At 63.2% G+C, this 15,257-nt stretch carries 13 protein-coding genes and 5 tRNA genes; 4 read left to right on the top strand and 14 right to left on the bottom strand.

Annotated elements, in window-relative coordinates; translation table 11 throughout:
* Positions 1-145 precede the first annotated feature (145 nt).
* Positions 146-961: a haloacid dehalogenase type II gene (locus tag QFZ94_RS19455; protein WP_429458857.1), complete on the top strand. Its 816-nt coding sequence runs from the start codon at positions 146-148 to the stop codon at positions 959-961.
* 79 nt (positions 962-1,040) lie between these two features.
* A complete protein-coding gene (gene aceB / locus QFZ94_RS19450; RefSeq protein WP_429458855.1) occupies positions 1,041-2,633 on the top strand; it encodes a malate synthase A in 1,593 nt (530 codons plus the stop codon).
* Between the two features lie 126 nt (positions 2,634-2,759).
* On the opposite strand, the gene QFZ94_RS19445 is transcribed toward aceB, so the two are convergent.
* Positions 2,760-3,161 (bottom strand): gamma-glutamylcyclotransferase family protein, encoded by a 402-nt coding sequence (locus tag QFZ94_RS19445; protein ID WP_368586888.1) that lies wholly within the window; start codon positions 3,159-3,161, stop codon positions 2,760-2,762.
* 182 nt (positions 3,162-3,343) lie between these two features.
* On the opposite strand from QFZ94_RS19445, the gene QFZ94_RS19440 reads away from it, so the two are divergent.
* The gene (locus tag QFZ94_RS19440) at positions 3,344-4,243 is read left to right on the top strand and encodes an AraC family transcriptional regulator (protein WP_368586887.1); all 900 of its coding nucleotides are present in this window, start codon (positions 3,344-3,346) and stop codon (positions 4,241-4,243) included.
* A gap of 47 nt (positions 4,244-4,290) precedes the next feature.
* Here the strand turns inward: QFZ94_RS19440 and QFZ94_RS19435 are convergent, their stop codons facing one another.
* From QFZ94_RS19435 to gltX, 9 genes are all read right to left on the bottom strand, one after another.
* Positions 4,291-4,755, bottom strand: a complete 465-nt coding sequence (locus QFZ94_RS19435; RefSeq protein WP_368586886.1) for a GNAT family N-acetyltransferase — start codon at positions 4,753-4,755, stop codon at positions 4,291-4,293.
* Between the two features lie 191 nt (positions 4,756-4,946).
* On the bottom strand, positions 4,947-6,314 hold the full coding sequence (gene ltrA, locus QFZ94_RS19430) for a group II intron reverse transcriptase/maturase (RefSeq protein WP_429456418.1): 1,368 nt from the start codon (positions 6,312-6,314) through the stop codon (positions 4,947-4,949).
* Positions 6,315-6,423: 109 nt separating this feature from the next.
* On the bottom strand, positions 6,424-6,582 hold the full coding sequence (locus tag QFZ94_RS19425; RefSeq protein ID WP_429456375.1) for a hypothetical protein: 159 nt from the start codon (positions 6,580-6,582) through the stop codon (positions 6,424-6,426).
* 177 nt (positions 6,583-6,759) lie between these two features.
* Positions 6,760-6,836 (bottom strand) — tRNA-Asp (locus QFZ94_RS19420).
* Between the two features lie 80 nt (positions 6,837-6,916).
* Positions 6,917-6,992 (bottom strand) — tRNA-Glu (locus tag QFZ94_RS19415).
* Positions 6,993-7,053: 61 nt separating this feature from the next.
* A tRNA-Asp gene (locus QFZ94_RS19410) sits at positions 7,054-7,130 on the bottom strand.
* 90 nt (positions 7,131-7,220) lie between these two features.
* A tRNA-Glu gene (locus QFZ94_RS19405) sits at positions 7,221-7,296 on the bottom strand.
* Between the two features lie 189 nt (positions 7,297-7,485).
* Positions 7,486-7,561 (bottom strand) — tRNA-Ala (locus tag QFZ94_RS19400).
* A 121-nt stretch (positions 7,562-7,682) separates the two neighbouring features.
* Entirely contained in the window at positions 7,683-9,092 is a 1,410-nt protein-coding gene (gltX, locus tag QFZ94_RS19395; RefSeq protein ID WP_410847930.1) for a glutamate--tRNA ligase, read from the bottom strand.
* A 490-nt stretch (positions 9,093-9,582) separates the two neighbouring features.
* Between gltX and QFZ94_RS19390 the strand changes: the two genes are divergently transcribed.
* Positions 9,583-10,527 (top strand): patatin-like phospholipase family protein, encoded by a 945-nt coding sequence (locus QFZ94_RS19390; RefSeq protein WP_368586884.1) that lies wholly within the window; start codon positions 9,583-9,585, stop codon positions 10,525-10,527.
* A 112-nt stretch (positions 10,528-10,639) separates the two neighbouring features.
* Here the strand turns inward: QFZ94_RS19390 and QFZ94_RS19385 are convergent, their stop codons facing one another.
* The 4 genes from QFZ94_RS19385 to QFZ94_RS19370 all read right to left on the bottom strand — a co-directional run bounded on the left by QFZ94_RS19385 (position 10,640) and on the right by QFZ94_RS19370 (position 15,212).
* A complete protein-coding gene (locus tag QFZ94_RS19385) occupies positions 10,640-11,305 on the bottom strand; it encodes a C40 family peptidase (RefSeq protein ID WP_410847928.1) in 666 nt (221 codons plus the stop codon).
* A 135-nt stretch (positions 11,306-11,440) separates the two neighbouring features.
* Positions 11,441-13,072, bottom strand: coding sequence for an ABC transporter ATP-binding protein (locus QFZ94_RS19380; RefSeq protein ID WP_429458850.1), 1,632 nt, complete (start codon positions 13,070-13,072; stop codon positions 11,441-11,443).
* The gene (locus QFZ94_RS19375; RefSeq protein WP_368586881.1) at positions 13,069-14,175 is read right to left on the bottom strand and encodes an ABC transporter permease; all 1,107 of its coding nucleotides are present in this window, start codon (positions 14,173-14,175) and stop codon (positions 13,069-13,071) included. Before QFZ94_RS19375 ends, QFZ94_RS19380 begins: the two co-directional genes overlap by 4 nt.
* Positions 14,175-15,212 (bottom strand): microcin C ABC transporter permease YejB, encoded by a 1,038-nt coding sequence (locus QFZ94_RS19370; RefSeq protein WP_368586880.1) that lies wholly within the window; start codon positions 15,210-15,212, stop codon positions 14,175-14,177. The genes QFZ94_RS19375 and QFZ94_RS19370 overlap by 1 nt, the downstream gene beginning before the upstream one ends.
* Between the last annotated feature and the right edge of the window lie 45 nt (positions 15,213-15,257).

Raw genomic sequence — 15,257 nt, 5'->3', positions numbered from 1 at the left:
GAAAGCAATTAAGTCAGCGCAAAAGTGAGGGTTGTGTGTGAGATTAGGTATATGAAAGTAAAAGATCAAGTGATCTTTAGCCTATTTTTTAGTACCTAACGTCACCAATACAATCGATCCCGACCTCTGACAGGAGCGCATGGCAATGTCGGCCACAACGACAGCTTCACCGCGAGCAGTGATTTTCGACGCCTACGGCACGTTGTTCGACGTGCATTCGGTGATCGCCGCCGCGGAGCAACTCTTCCCCGGACACGGCGACGCGCTGTCGCAGCTGTGGCGCCAGAAGCAGATCGAATACACGCAACTGCGCACGCTCGCCGCGCGCAGCGACGCCCCCGGCGAACACTACCGCCCGTTCTGGGACATCACGCTCGACGCACTGCGCTTCGCCGCGAAAAGACTGCAGCTCACGCTCGGCCGCTCGGCCGAAAAGCGTCTGATGGACGAATACGCGTGTCTGTCCGCGTTTCCCGACGCCGTGCCGGTGCTGCGCGCGTTGCGCGAGCCCGCCGCCGTGCCGCATGTCGGGCTCGGCCCCGGGCTCGCGATCCTGTCCAACGGCAATCCGCAAATGCTCGACATCGCGGTCAAGAGCGCCGGCATGAGCGCTCTCTTCGATCACGTGCTGTCGGTCGATGCGGTGCGCGCGTACAAACCCTCTCCCGCCGCGTATGCGCTCGGCCCCGATGCGTTTGGCGTGGCGGCGCGCGAGATCGTGTTCGTGTCGTCGAACGGCTGGGACGTCGCAGGCGCGACGTGGTTCGGCTTCACGACGTTCTGGCTGAACCGGCAGAACCTGCCCGTCGAAGAGCTCGGCGTGACGCCGCATGGCACCGGCGGCGGGATGAACGATCTGCTGGGCTTTCTGCAAACGCTCCCGACGGCGTCGCGCTCGACTGGCGGCCGTCCCGGAACTCATGGCAGTGGCGGCCGCAAGCGCGCCAGCCCGCGCGTATGACGGCGCCCCTCGCTTTCGGGAACCCACTCCCCTTTTCAACCTTCGCACTTTCTGCAATCTGACCGACCAAGGAGAAAACATGGCTAATCCGCTGTCGATGCCGCAAGGCATGGAAATCACCGGCGAAATCAAGCCCGGCTTTGAAGCGATCCTCACCCGCGAAGCGCTGGAACTCGTCGCGGCCTTGCACCGCACGTTCGAGCCGCGCCGTCAGCAGTTGCTGCAGGCGCGCGTCGAACGTGCGAAGCGGCTCGACGCGGGCGAGCGCCCCGACTTCCTCGCCGCCACGAAGAGCGTGCGCGAAGGCGACTGGAAGATCGCGCCGCTGCCGCAGGATCTGCAGTGCCGGCGCGTCGAGATCACCGGGCCCGTCGAGCGCAAGATGATCATCAACGCGCTCAATTCGGGCGCGGACTCCTACATGACCGACTTCGAGGATTCGAATGCGCCGAGCTGGGACAATCAGATCACCGGTCACATCAATCTGAAGGACGCGGTGCGCCGCACGATTTCGCTCGAACAGAACGGCAAGTCGTACCGGCTCAACGACAAGACCGCGACGTTGATCGTGCGTCCGCGCGGCTGGCATCTCGACGAGAAGCACGTGAAGGTCGATGGCAAGCGCGTGTCGGGTGGCATCTTCGATTTTGCGCTGTACATGGTGCACAACGCGAAGGAGCTGATCGCGCGCGGCTCGGGTCCGTACTTCTATCTGCCGAAGATGGAGAGCCATCTCGAGGCGCGGCTGTGGAACGACATCTTCGTCGCCGCGCAGGAAGCGCTCGGCGTGCCGCGTGGCACGATTCGCGCGACGGTGCTGATCGAGACGATCGTCGCCGCGTTCGAAATGGACGAAATCCTGTACGAGCTGCGCGAACATAGCTCGGGCCTGAACGCGGGCCGCTGGGACTACATCTTCTCCGCGATCAAGAAGTTCAAGAGCGACCGCGACTTCTGCCTCGCCGATCGCTCGCAGATCACGATGACCTCGCCGTTCATGCGCGCGTATGCGCTGCTGTTGCTGAAGACCTGCCACCGCCGCAACGCGCCGGCGATCGGCGGCATGAGCGCGCTGATTCCGATCAAGAACGATGCGGCCGCCAACGAAAAGGCCATGGCCGGCGTGCGCTCGGACAAGGCGCGCGACGCGGGCGATGGCTACGACGGCGGCTGGGTCGCGCATCCGGGTCTCGTGCCGGTCGCGATGGAAGAGTTCGTCAAGGTGCTCGGCGACCGGCCGAATCAGATCGACAAGCAGCGCGTCGACGTGCTCGTGACCGCGACCGATCTGCTCGACTTCCGCCCGGAGACGCCGATCACCGAAGCGGGCTTGCGCAACAACATCAATGTCGGCATCCACTATCTCGGTTCGTGGCTCGCGGGCAATGGCTGTGTGCCGATTCACAATCTGATGGAAGATGCCGCCACCGCGGAGATTTCGCGCTCGCAGGTGTGGCAGTGGATCCGCTCGCCGAAGGGCAAACTCGATGACGGCCGCAAGGTGACGGTCGAACTGGTGCGCGAGCTCGCGGGACAGGAACTCGACAAGGTCAAACAGACGGTGGGTGGAGATACGAAGCCGTATGAGCGCGCCGCGCAGATCTTCGAACAGATGTCGACCGCGGAGCAGTTCACCGATTTTCTGACGCTGCCGCTTTACGAAGAGATTTGATGGTGTCGATGATGCGGGCTCGGGCGCGTTGGACCGGCTCGCGCCCGTTGATCCCTTCTGCTTGAATGACGGCGCGCCGCGGACATACATGGCGCGCCGTTTTGTTGGCCGCTGGCGTGCACCGGCTCAGCGCGTGCGCCGATGTTTGACCCAATCTCCCGAACGGATTTCGGGCAGCCCTTTTACCGCGTTCGGCGCGACCGGATAGAAGCGGCAGTTCACGACGTTGCCGTCTACCTTGACCATCACCTCGCGGGCCAGAAAACGGTCGTCGACGCCCGGATATACGGCTTCGATTTCGTCGAGCACCGCGACGAGCGCATCGTCGATTTCATAGACGTCGCCGACCACGTCGACGCCCCCTTCGTCGACGACGAGACCCGGATAGTCGCCAAAATCGAACAGATGGCCGCGCACCGTGGTGCTGCCGAGCAGGCTCGGCGCGGGGAGGTCGTTGCGCGCGGCGGCTTCGCTGATGTCGTTGGTTTCACCGGCACGCAGTGTGCCGTAGACAAAGACGGTCTGCATCGTCGTTGAGTCTCCGTGGTCAGGGGTGATGTTGGTGGCTCGGCGGCCATCGGGACATTATGCAACGGTCGCTCGACGGCATCAGCAACCAGGCACGATCTACAATGCTTACAGCCCGCGCCGGTGAATGGCCTCGACTGAGCTTCGCCCTTGCCGGCTCCATTATCCGAACCGACCTTGCCATGCCCTCGTCCGCCGAGTCCAACCCGTTGAGCCGCGTGCGTTTCGCCGACATACCGCCCGAGTTCGCGCCGAACGACACGCATCCGATCCGCGTGCGTTCGCGGCCCATGCCGGCGGGCTGGCATATCGCGCGTCATACGCATGCATGGGCGCAGGTCGCGTATGCGTCGCGCGGCGTGCTGCGCGTCGCGACAACGGGTACCACGTGGATGGTGCCGCCATCGCGCGCGATCTGGTTGCCGCCGCATGTCACCCACGAAGTGGTCGCCGTCGAGGATGCGTTCCTGCGCACGCTGTACATCACTGAGAGTACGGTGCCGGCCGGGCTCGATACGCCGCGCGTCGTCGAAGTATCGAACCTGTTGCGCGAGGTGATTGCCGCGCTCGATACGCCCGGCCTGTCCGCCGCGCGCGAGCAACTGCTCGGCGCGCTCGCTCTCGACGAACTGACGCGCTCCGAACCATTGCCGCTGTCCGTGCCGATGCCCAGCGAAAAGCGCCTGCGCGCGCTGTGCGAGGCTGTTATCGCCGACCCGATGCATGGCGAGTCGCTCGAACAGTGGGCATCGACGGTCGGCGCGAGCACGCGCACGATCGCGCGGCTGTTTCGTCAGGAACTGGGGGTGAGTTTTTCGCAGTGGCGTCAGCAGGCGATTCTCGCGCGCGCCATTCCATTGTTGAGCCAGGGGCGGCCGCTGTCGCATGTCGCGCAGGAATTGGGCTATCAGAGCCAGAGCGCCTTCTCCGCGATGTTCCGGCGCGCGTTCGGCGCGAGTCCACGCGCGTTTATCGAGCGAGGCGCCGAGCATCGCGCGAGCAACGGCGAGCATGATGACGCGCAAGCGGATGATGAAACGGCACAGGATCAAGCCGGTTCGGCTGATGTTGCCGAGCGGTGAATGACGATGCCTGGCGATGGGTGTCGGCGATCCACGCAGACCAGGCCTCAAACCCGCCGCGCCAGATGACGGATTGCACCTAGCTGCGCGAGCCGCGGCCCGGCGAGCTTATAGCCCTTGCGCTGATAGAGCCGCGCCGCCGGATTATCGACGAAGACGCGCAACTGCAACTCGCGCAACCCGCGCTCGCGCGCCCATTGATGCGAGATGTCGAGAAGAAACGTACCGGCGCCGAGCCTCCGATATCCTTCGGCAATCTGCACGTCGCGGATATGCAGCGAATCACCTTCCTCGGTGATACGCAGCACGCCCATCGGCACGCCATCCACTTCGAGAATGAAATTCTCCGATTCCCGCCAACTGCCGAGAAACAGATCGCTGCGCCACACCAGATGATGCCGGCGATAGTAGCCGCCCATGTTGTTGCGGGTCAGCGCCTCGGCAAACTCGAAATCTTCCATGCTTGCCGTGCGCAGATGAAACGGTGACGGGGCTTCGGTGGGATCGAACATGGCGGGACCGCGAGGATGAGTCGGATCAACGGTAAAACAGGCCGCGCGCGCTGGCAATGGCTGTTTGTCCCGAGCCTTCCGGGAGGCGTCCGGCAGCGGACAGTAATCGGCATAGGGGGCAGCCATCGGGCTGCGCCCCTGCCACACCACCCGGCATGCGGGTCCGCACCGGGCGGTTCGGGAAGTTGAGGTCATGAGAGACGGGGCAAACCCAGCCGGTCGAACCACGCCACCGTGAACAGTCTGCTTAGCAGCCTGCCGCTGTTGCGCCACCAGCGACGGCCGTTGGCCGCCACCCGTCGCGCCACATCAACGGCGGCGCCCATCGCGCGCAGTTCGCGGTACATCGTCGTACCGCGCTTCCACTGCTTGAGCTGGATTGCGCGCAGTCGGTGACGCAACCACTTGTCCAGCTCACGCCAGACCTTCGGTGTCTGCGCCAGACGGAAGTACGCCTTCCAGCCCAGCAGGTACGCGCGTACCTGTCGCACCACTTCCCGCAGGCTGCGCCCGCATGAACGAGCGGTCAGTTCCCGGATGCGTTGCCGAAACGTCGCCAGCGGTTTGTCCGCCACGCGGCGCTTGACCTCGCGTCCGGGTGCCACCCAGAAGCTGTAGCCCAGGAACTTGCGTCCAAACACGCTGGCCACTGCGCTTTTGGTCTCGTTGACCTTCAAACGCAGTCGCCCGTACAGCCGCCGCAGCAACGCCATCACCCGTTCGCCCGCGCGCCGACTGCGAACGTACACGTTCGCGTCGTCGGCATAGCGCGCGAAGCAGTGACCGCGCCGCTCCAGTTCCTTGTCCACCTCGTCGAGCAACACGTTGGCCAGCAACGGCGATAGCGGCCCGCCCTGCGGCGTGCCCTGTTCGCGCTGCTGAACCACACCGCCATCCATGATGCCGCTCGTCAGATACGCCCGGATCAGCCGGATCACCCCGGCGTCCCCAATACGTTTCTGTAGACGGTCGATCAGGATGTCGTGGTTGACCCGGTCGAAGAACTTCTCCAGATCAACGTCCACCACGATTCGCCGGCCCGACTGCACGTACGACTGCGCGGCAAGCACCGCATCGTGCGCACGCCGTCCGGGCCGGAAACCATAGCTGTGCGCGCTGAAGGTGGGGTCCAGAACCGGTTGCAGCACCTGCAGCAGCGCCTGCTGGATCAGCCGGTCCGTCACCGTCGGGATGCCAAGCTCGCGCTCGCTTCCGTCCGGTTTCGGGATCGTCACCCGCCGTACCGGGCTGGGCCGGTACGTCCCCTTCAGCAACTGTTCACGGATCGCCGGCCACGCCGTCACCAGATGGCGCGACGTCTGGTCAATGTCCAGACCGTCCACGCCAGCGGCTCCCTTGTTGGCCCGTACCCGTTTGAATGCCTGCTTCAGGTTCTCTCTCGTCAGCGCCGCCATCAGCAGCGCTGACCCTGTGTCCCCGGATTCATGGCGCGGGCAACAGGCTTCGTCGCTCACGGGCATAGACGCAGCTTCACCGCGTGTGCCTCCCGCTCGCCCCGCTTGCACGGGCTTCTGACGCAGTACCTGTCGCATCGACATGACGCTGGACACTCCTTCCCGTTTGGCCCTTCGTCACCAGCTTCGGACTCATCGACCTGTCCTGTGACTACTACGGCCTCTGCTGACTCCTCGCTCCGGCTCGACGCCGTCACCCTTTCAGGCATGAGGCGAGGCCTCCCCAGGTAAGAACGCACTCCTTCATCGCACAACCGCCGCATCTACGCCACTTCACCTTGGTCACGAGAGCTTCGCGGTTTTTCGCCCGCTCGCCCTGCTCGGCAGCGCCTTCTATACGGTTCTTGTTCATCGGCTCGCGATTTACGCTCCACGCTTCCTCCCCACATCCGGTCGCCCTCGTGCAGTTGCGCTTCACTTCATTCGCTGTGACCAGCTTATGGCGGGACTTACACCCGCAGGAATGCGCCCATGCTGGGCGCACGAAATAAAAAAGCCCACTTCTTGCGAAGTGGGCTTTCTCAATATCTGGCGGAGCGGACGGGACTCGAACCCGCGACCCCCGGCGTGACAGGCCGGTATTCTAACCAACTGAACTACCGCTCCAGATTTTGCATCGCAGCCTGCGAGCCATGCCTTCAGCCTGCTGCACCGTTCAAACTTCCAACCGAACGACGCCGATGTTCTGGCGTCCCCTAGGGGATTCGAACCCCTGTACTCACCGTGAAAGGGTGATGTCCTAGGCCTCTAGACGAAGGGGACAACGTACTGCTTACACCTTTAATGAAAAAGCCCGTTCAGGTATGTATGAACGGGCTTTGTCTGGCGGAGTGGACGGGACTCGAACCCGCGACCCCCGGCGTGACAGGCCGGTATTCTAACCGACTGAACTACCACTCCAGTCTTTACACCCTGCTTGCGAGCGTCGGTTAATTCTCTGCAAGCTGCGCTGCTTTACTACTACTCGAATACTAAAGCGACGCTGATGTTTGGCGTCCCCTAGGGGATTCGAACCCCTGTACTCACCGTGAAAGGGTGATGTCCTAGGCCTCTAGACGAAGGGGACAAAATCTTTTCAGATCCGTCTTAACTCGCTTTCGACTTATTCAACCCGCTCTAACTTTTCAGTTAATCCGTAAAGCTGTTTATCGTCAACTGCGAAGACCGCCATTTTAACTACGTTTCAGCGATTTGTGAAGTCTTTTTTTCTACAAGTTTCAGACTTCTTCACCACTTTAACTTCTCTCTGCTGTGTTGGTGGAGGTAAGCGGGATCGAACCGCTGACCTCTTGCATGCCATGCAAGCGCTCTCCCAGCTGAGCTATACCCCCGCGCACATCAGAGAAACGAGATTCTAGAGGGCGACCTGCGGTTTGTAAATACCCTTTGAGCAATTACATGCGATTTTTTCCGAAGGCGTGCGAGACACCTGTCACGCACGCCCGCAGTTGATCAGCCAAGCGCTTTTTCGATACGGCCAACGACGACGTCGCGACCGAACAGCATCAGCACGCTATCGATCGACGGCGTATGCGTCGTACCCGCCACCACCAAACGCACCGGCATCGCGAGCTGCGGCATCTTCAGCTTGTGCGCGCCGAGCGTAGCCTTCAATGCGGCGGCGATCGCCTCCTTGGTCCATTCGACCGTCTTCAGTGCAGCGGCCAGATCAGCGAGCGCCGGGCGAACCGCGTCGGTCACGTGCTGGGTGAGCGACTCGGCATCGGGTGCCGGCGTGCGATAGAACATCGCGGCATTCTGCGCGATCTCCTTGACGGTCGACGCACGATCCTTCATCAGGCCCACCACGCCCGTCAAATCCGGACCTTGCGCGAGCGAGGCTTCCTCGATGCCGAGCTCGGCGAAGAACGGTTTCGCCAGTTCGGCGAGTCGTGCGTTGTCGGCTTCCTTGATGTAGTGCGCGTTGAGCCAGTTCAGCTTGTCATGGTCGTACTGCGCCGGCGACTTGCCGAGGTGCTCGAGATCGAACCACTCGACGAACTGCTCGCGCGTGAAAATCTCCGCGTCGCCATGCGACCAGCCGAGGCGCGCCAGATAGTTGACGACCGCTTCCGGCAGATACCCTGCATCGCGGTAACCCATTACGCTCATCGCGCCGTGGCGCTTGCTCATCTTCTCGCCCTGCTCGTTCAGCACGGTCGGCAGGTGTGCATACACCGGCGGCTCGCCGCCGAGCGCGCGCAGAATGTTGATCTGCCGCGGCGTGTTGTTGACGTGATCGTCGCCGCGGATCACGTGAGTGATGCGCATGTCGAGATCGTCGACGACGACGCAGAAGTTATACGTCGGCGTGCCGTCCGGACGGGCGATCACGAGATCGTCGAGTTCTTCGTTCGAGATTTCGATGCGCCCTTTCACCGCGTCGTCCCACGCGACCACGCCGGTCAGCGGATTACGAAAGCGCAGCACCGGCGTCACGCCCGCGGGCGGCTGCGGCAGGACCTTGCCCGGCTCCGGGCGCCACGTTCCGTCGTAGCGCGGCTTTTCGCCCGCTTCGCGCTGACGCTCGCGCAGCGCGTCGAGTTCTTCGGTCGACATGTAGCACGGGTAGACGAGCCCCGCGTCCTGCATCTGCTTCAGCACTTCGCGGTAACGGTCCATGCGCTGCATCTGGTAAAACGGGCCTTCGTCGAAATCGAGACCGAGCCATGCCATGCCCTCGAGAATCGCGTCGACGGATTCGGTCGTGGAGCGCTCGACGTCGGTGTCCTCGACCCGCAGCACGAAGGTCCCTTTCATCTTGCGCGCGAACGCCCACGGATACAGCGCGGAGCGGATGTTGCCCAGGTGGATGAAGCCAGTGGGACTCGGTGCGAAACGGGTACGAACGGAGGTGGTCATTAGCGGTTACTCGGAAAACAGGCGCCGGCGCTCGAGCGAACATGACTGCGAAACGCGGCAGCGAAGCGTGCCCATGCTGCGCGCGATGTCACGCACGGCCACGAGTGAAATAGGTGCAAGAGGCGAATTATACCTTCCGCACGCGGGTTGCCGCCCTCGTCCGAAAGGCCTAAGGCGCATGAGCGAACGGCGTCCGGACACCTACGCAGGCACCTTCCCAGCGCTCGCCCCACCGATCTTGCAAAGACGCGGCCCCAGTTCCGAATACTTCCTCTGCAACGTTTCATTACGGCGGACCGCGCGCGCCGATCGTTTGCATTAAGATGTGCGCGCGCTGATATAAGGGCTTGCCCCCGCACATCGATCCGATAGGAACGGGACGCTCTCCAGCGCGCGGAATCGCCGCCGGCGACCCGCCTGGCCTGACCTCAGCCTGATCGCGGTACGCGCGACGCCGCCTGCGTCGCCCGCGCCGTTGCTGGAGAACTCGTTGAAACCCTTATCCCCCAGTTTGAGCCGCCGCAGCTTTTCGCTAGCGGCAGCCTCCGCGGTGCTTGCCGCCTGCACCACGACCAACGGCAAACTCAATGGAGCGCCGATCACCGCGACGCCCCCCGTTGCGCCGCCTGAAAAAGCGCAACAGAAACCAGTTCGCGTCGCGCTCGCTCTCGGCGGCGGCGCTGCGCGCGGCTTTGCGCACATCGGCGTGATCAAGGCGCTCGAGGCCCGCAATATCCAGATCGACCTGATCGCCGGCACGAGCGCTGGCTCGGTGGTCGGCGCGCTGTACGCGTCGGGCATGAACGGCTTCGCGCTCAACAAGCTCGCGCTGTCGATGGACGAAGCGTCGATAAGCGACTGGGCGATGCCGTTTCGTACCCGCGGCTTCCTGCAGGGCGTCGCGCTTCAGAACTACCTGAACACGACGCTGAACAACCGCCCGATCGAGAAGATGGCGAGGCCCCTCGGCGTAGTCGCGACAGATCTGCAAACCGGCCAGCCGATCCTGTTCCAGCGCGGCAACACCGGCACCGCCGTGCGCGCGTCGTGCAGCGTGCCGTCGATTTTCGAGCCGGTGAAGATCGGCGGCCACGAGTATGTGGATGGGGGTCTCGTGAGCCCGGTACCGGCGTCGTTCGCGCGCAAGATGGGCGCGGATTTCGTCATCGCCGTCGATATTTCGCAGCGACCGGAGACTGGCCTCACCACGAGTTCGTTCGACGTGCTGATGCAGACCTTCACGATCATGGGCCAGACGATCAAGGCCTATGAGCTCGACAAGTACGCCGATGTGGTGATCCGGCCGAATCTCGCGGCGATGAGCGGCAGCGATTTCTCGCAGCGCAATGCGGCGATCCTCGCCGGCGAGGAAGCGGTCGCGAAGATGATGCCGGAATTGCAGCGCAAGCTCGCCGCGCGGCGCATGGGAGCCTGAACGCCTGGTGGCGCACAGTCGCTGTGCCCCACCAGGGGCAACAGCACGTATCAAACGCAAAAAGCCTGCTTCGAACGAAGCAGGCTTTTTTATCGCTGGGCTCAGCGCGGAATCAGTTATTCCCGCCGATCGTCGCGGTCACGCGCTTGCGCAGATCGTCGGCCTGATACGAGGTCTCGATCCGACGCGCACCCGTGAAGCGCTTTTCCCAGTAGCCGTCATCCATGTCGTCGACGCGGATCGTGCTGCCGGTGGACGGCGAGTGCACGAACTTGTTGTCGCCGATATAGATGCCGACGTGCGAGAACGTGCGGCGCATCGTATTGAAGAACACCAGATCGCCCGGCTTCAGGTCGCTGACGCGCACCTTCTCGCCCATCCGGCTCATTTCCTCGGCGCGGCGCGGCAACGCGAGGCCGAGCGTGTCCTGGAACACGTAGCGCACGAAACCGCTGCAATCCAGCCCAGAATCCGGCGTATTGCCGCCCCAACGGTAGCGAACGCCGATCATGTTCAGCGCGCCGACCACCACGTCGCCCGCTTTTCCGGCCATGCCGGAAAGGAATGATTTGGCGCCGCTGCTTTCGGTGCTAGCAGCCTTGGGTTGAGGAGCGAGGAGGGAGAGAGGATCCGAGCCGTTGGTGGTCGGATAGGAGGCATTCTGATTAAAACCGCTTACTTCATCGGCGAATGCGCCGGGAGCTGCTGCCATCAAGACGCCAATGAACATCCCGGCGACGACGCGCGTGCAAGCCTGGGTGAAGTTTCTGTGCTGCATTGGTCGGTAGTTTTTGCAAAAAAATCAGTCGTCTACGAAAAAGTTTGGTCGATACTAGCCAGTAAGCATTTGCGTGTCAAAAGGAATAGAAAAAATCAATCGAGATACGCACTCAATTGGTGAAAGGGTGAAAAATCAACGATCAAGTGCCGCTTTCAGCAGCTTTCGAGTGTAAGGATGCGCGGGTGCCGCAAAAATTTTCTCGACATCGCCGGTCTCGACGATTGATCCGTTTTGCATCACGACGACGCGGTGCGCCATCGCCCCGATTACCTCCAGGTCGTGGCTGATGAACACGAAGCCGAGGTTGTACTTGTGCTGCAAACCGGTGAGCAGCTTGAGCACCTGCTGTTGAATAGACACGTCGAGCGCGCTGGTCGGTTCGTCGAGGATCAGCACGCGCGGCTCGAGTACCAGCGCGCGCGCGATCGCGATGCGCTGCCGCTGCCCGCCCGAAAACTCATGCGGATAGCGATACAGCGCGGTACGGTCGATGCCGACTTCACGCAGCACCCCGACCACCTTGTCGCGCCGCGCCTGCGGGGTCATCTGCGGCCGATGCAGCGCGAGCCCCTCGCCGACGATCCGCTCGATCGTCTGCCGCGGTGAAAGCGAACTAAAAGGATCTTGAAAAACAACCTGCATATTCGAGCGCAGCGCGGTCTTTTCGGCGCCGCGATAGCTCGCGAGCGCCCTGCCCTGAAACTGGATCTCGCCGTGCGCGGTGCGCTGCAGACCGAGCAGCGCCATCGCGAGCGTCGACTTGCCCGACCCCGATTCGCCGACGATTCCAAGCGTCTCGCCCTGGCGTACAGACACGTTCGCCGCGTCGACCGCGCGAAACCGCCCCGCGCCGAACCAGCCGCGCAGGCCCGGCAGCTTCGTTTTGAAGTCGACCGACACGTCGCGCGCTTCGAGCAGCACCGGCGAGATCGGCAGCACCGGCGCGACCTCGCGCTGCGGCCGACTCGCGAGCAGCCGCTGGGTATACGGATGGCGCGGTGCCTCGAACACCTGCTCGACCGTGCCGGTTTCGACCAGCACGCCCCGCTCCATCACCGCGACGCGCTGCGCAAAGTGACGCACCAGGTTCAGGTCGTGCGTGATCAGCAGCACGGCCATGCCGCGCTTTTGCGCTTCGTCGCGCTGCAACTCCAGCAGCAGTTCGACGATCTGCGCGCGAATCGTCACATCGAGCGCGGTGGTCGGCTCGTCGGCGAGCAACAGGCGCGGCCGGCAGGCGAGCGCCATCGCGATCATCGCGCGCTGCCGCTGGCCGCCCGACAGCTGATGCGGATAGCTGTTGACGCGCTTCTCCGGTTCGGTGATGCCGGTGCGCGCAAGCAACGCGACCGCCCGCCGGCACGCCTCGGCCACGCTGACGCCGTCATGCACGACGATCGTCTCGGCAATCTGGTCGCCGATCGTATACAGCGGGTTGAGCGCGGTCATCGGCTCCTGGAAGATCATCGCGATGTCCGAGCCGCGCAGCCCGCGCATCGAGCGCTCGCTCTTTGCGAGCAAGTCTTCGCCATCGAAGCGGATTGCGCCGCTCACCTGCGCGTCGTTCAGCAGGCGCAGCACCGACAGCGCGGTCACGCTCTTGCCCGAGCCCGACTCGCCGACGAGCGCGACGCGCTCGCCGCGCGCGATCGCGAGCGTGACGTCGTCGACGGCCACCGTGTCGCCGAACGCAACGCGCAGATGGTCGAGTTCGAGCAGCGGCGTATCCGGCGCTTCCCGATCGATTCGCGGCAGCGCGCTCATTGGCCACCTCCGGCGTGTATCGCATCGGAGATACGGGTGTCGAGCGCGTTGCGCAGCGCGTCGCCCATGAAGGTCAGCAGCAGCAGCATCGTCACCAGCACGCCGAAGGTCGACACCGAGATCCACCACGCGTCGAGATTCGCCTTGCCCTGAGCAAGGAGCTCGCCGAGGCTCGGCGTCGGCGGCGGCACGCCGAGGCCGAGGAAGTCGAGACTCGTCAGCGCGAGAATCGCGCTGCTCATGCTGAACGGCAGGAACGTGATGACCGGCGTCAGACTGTTCGGCAACACGTGACGCCACATGATCTGCCAATGCGACAGGCCCATCGCGCGAGCGGCGCGCACATAGTCCTGCTGGCGATTGCGCAGGAATTCGGCGCGCACGTAATCGGACAGGCCGATCCAGTTGAACAGCGACAGCAGCACGATCAGCAGCGCGAAGCTGCGCTCGAAGATCGATGAAAAGATGATCAGCAAATAGAGCTGCGGCATCGCGTTCCAGACTTCGATCAACCGCTGCCCGACGATATCCGTTCGCCCCCCGAAGTAACCTTGCACCGCCCCCGCGACGATGCCGACTATCGTGCTGATCACGGTCAGCACGAGGCCGAACACGACCGACACGCCGAAGCCATACAGTAGACGCGCGAACAGATCGCGGCCGCGGTCGTCGGTGCCGAGCCAGTTTTCGCGCGACGGCGGCGCCGGGTTGGGCGCCTTCGAGAAGTAGTTGAGCGTGTCGTAGTAGTAATGATTCGGCGGATACAACGCGAAGTTGCCCGGCGCATCGAAGCGGTGACGGATGTACGGATCGAGAAAATCGGTCGGCGTCGGGAAGTCGCCACCGAAGGTGGTCTCGGCGTAGGTCTTCACGAGCGGGAAATACAGATGGCCGTCGTAGCGCACGACGACCGGCTTGTCGTTCGACCACAGCGGCCCCACTAGGCTCGCCGCGAACGCGACCACGAAGATGATCAGGCTCCAGTAGCCGAGACGCTGCTGGCGAAACCGGTGCCACACGCGACGCGCCGGTGACGGCGACATCAGTGCCTGCGCGGGTTCGGTGCGCGCCGCAGCATCGGCGGAAAGGCGGGCTCGATTCATCAGCGCTCCAGTTGTTCGAATTGGATGCGGGGATCGACCCACACGTAACAAAGGTCGGAGATCAGCCGCGTGACGAGGCCGATCAGCGTGAATAGATACAGCGTGCCGAGCACGACCGGATAGTCGCGCCGCATCACCGATTCGTACGACAGCAAGCCGAGCCCGTCGAGCGAAAACAGCGTTTCGATCAGCAGGCTGCCGGTGAAAAATGCGCCGATGAACGCACCCGGGAAATTGACGATCAGCGGCAGCAGCGCATTGCGAAACACGTGCTTCCACAACACGCGCCGCTCGGACAAACCTTTGGCGCGCGCGGTCAGCACGTACTGCTTGCGGATCTCGTCGAGGAACGCGTTTTTCGTCAGCATCGTGACGACCGCGAAGCTGCCCACTACCGACGCTGTGATCGGCAACGTGATATGCCACAGATAGTCGAGCACCTTGCCGACGAGGCTCAGCTGGTCCCAGTTGTCGGACGTGAGGTTGCGCAGCGGAAACAGCTGCAGGAACGTGCCGCCGCCGAACAGCACGAGCAGCAGCACGCCCAGCACGAAGCCCGGAATCGCGTAGCCGACCAGCACGACGAGGCTCGTCGCGATATCGAAGTGCGAGCCGTTGCGCACCGCCTTCGCGATGCCGAGCGGCACCGATATCAGATAAGTGAGAAAGAAGGTCCATAGGCCGATGCTGATCGACACCGGCAGCTTCGACACGATCAGCGACCACACGCTCTGATGCCGGAAATAGCTCTGCCCGAGATCGAAGGTCGCGAAGCGCTTGAGCATCAGCCCGTAGCGTTCGAGCGGCGGCTTGTCGAAACCGTAAAGCTGCTTCAGTTGCGCGATCTGCTGCGCGTCGACGCCGCTATGCGAGCGCAGCCCGAACGGCGAGGCGCCCTCCGCGCCCTTGCGCAGCTCGTGCTGCATCTGCTCGACGGGACCGCCCGGCACGAACTGGATCACGACGAAGGTCAGCGTCAGCACGCCGAGCAGCGTCGGGATCATCAGCAGCAGGCGTTTGAGGATGTAGCTCCACATAGGCGGTGTTCCAGTGCGAACGCGTTGGTGGGGGCGATGGCTCTG

Source organism: Paraburkholderia sp. JPY465 (genome assembly GCF_050436725.1).
Taxonomy (GTDB): Bacteria; Pseudomonadota; Gammaproteobacteria; order Burkholderiales; family Burkholderiaceae; genus Paraburkholderia; species Paraburkholderia youngii.
This window is presented reverse-complemented; position numbering and strand designations above follow the sequence as displayed.

What these genes read in the sequence shown, in the direction of transcription:
- QFZ94_RS19455 (WP_429458857.1), top strand. Translation starts at nt 146, where the DNA reads ATGTCGGCCACAACGACAGCTTCACCGCGAGCAGTGATTTTCGACGCC.
- aceB (WP_429458855.1), top strand. Translation starts at nt 1,041, where the DNA reads ATGGCTAATCCGCTGTCGATGCCGCAAGGCATGGAAATCACCGGCGAA.
- QFZ94_RS19445 (WP_368586888.1), bottom strand. Translation starts at nt 3,161, where the DNA reads ATGCAGACCGTCTTTGTCTACGGCACACTGCGTGCCGGTGAAACCAAC.
- QFZ94_RS19440 (WP_368586887.1), top strand. Translation starts at nt 3,344, where the DNA reads ATGCCCTCGTCCGCCGAGTCCAACCCGTTGAGCCGCGTGCGTTTCGCC.
- QFZ94_RS19435 (WP_368586886.1), bottom strand. Translation starts at nt 4,755, where the DNA reads ATGTTCGATCCCACCGAAGCCCCGTCACCGTTTCATCTGCGCACGGCA.
- ltrA (WP_429456418.1), bottom strand. Translation starts at nt 6,314, where the DNA reads ATGTCGATGCGACAGGTACTGCGTCAGAAGCCCGTGCAAGCGGGGCGA.
- QFZ94_RS19425 (WP_429456375.1), bottom strand. Translation starts at nt 6,582, where the DNA reads ATGAACAAGAACCGTATAGAAGGCGCTGCCGAGCAGGGCGAGCGGGCG.
- gltX (WP_410847930.1), bottom strand. Translation starts at nt 9,092, where the DNA reads ATGACCACCTCCGTTCGTACCCGTTTCGCACCGAGTCCCACTGGCTTC.
- QFZ94_RS19385 (WP_410847928.1), bottom strand. Translation starts at nt 11,305, where the DNA reads ATGCAGCACAGAAACTTCACCCAGGCTTGCACGCGCGTCGTCGCCGGG.
- QFZ94_RS19380 (WP_429458850.1), bottom strand. Translation starts at nt 13,072, where the DNA reads ATGAGCGCGCTGCCGCGAATCGATCGGGAAGCGCCGGATACGCCGCTG.
- QFZ94_RS19375 (WP_368586881.1), bottom strand. Translation starts at nt 14,175, where the DNA reads ATGAATCGAGCCCGCCTTTCCGCCGATGCTGCGGCGCGCACCGAACCC.
- QFZ94_RS19370 (WP_368586880.1), bottom strand. Translation starts at nt 15,212, where the DNA reads ATGTGGAGCTACATCCTCAAACGCCTGCTGCTGATGATCCCGACGCTG.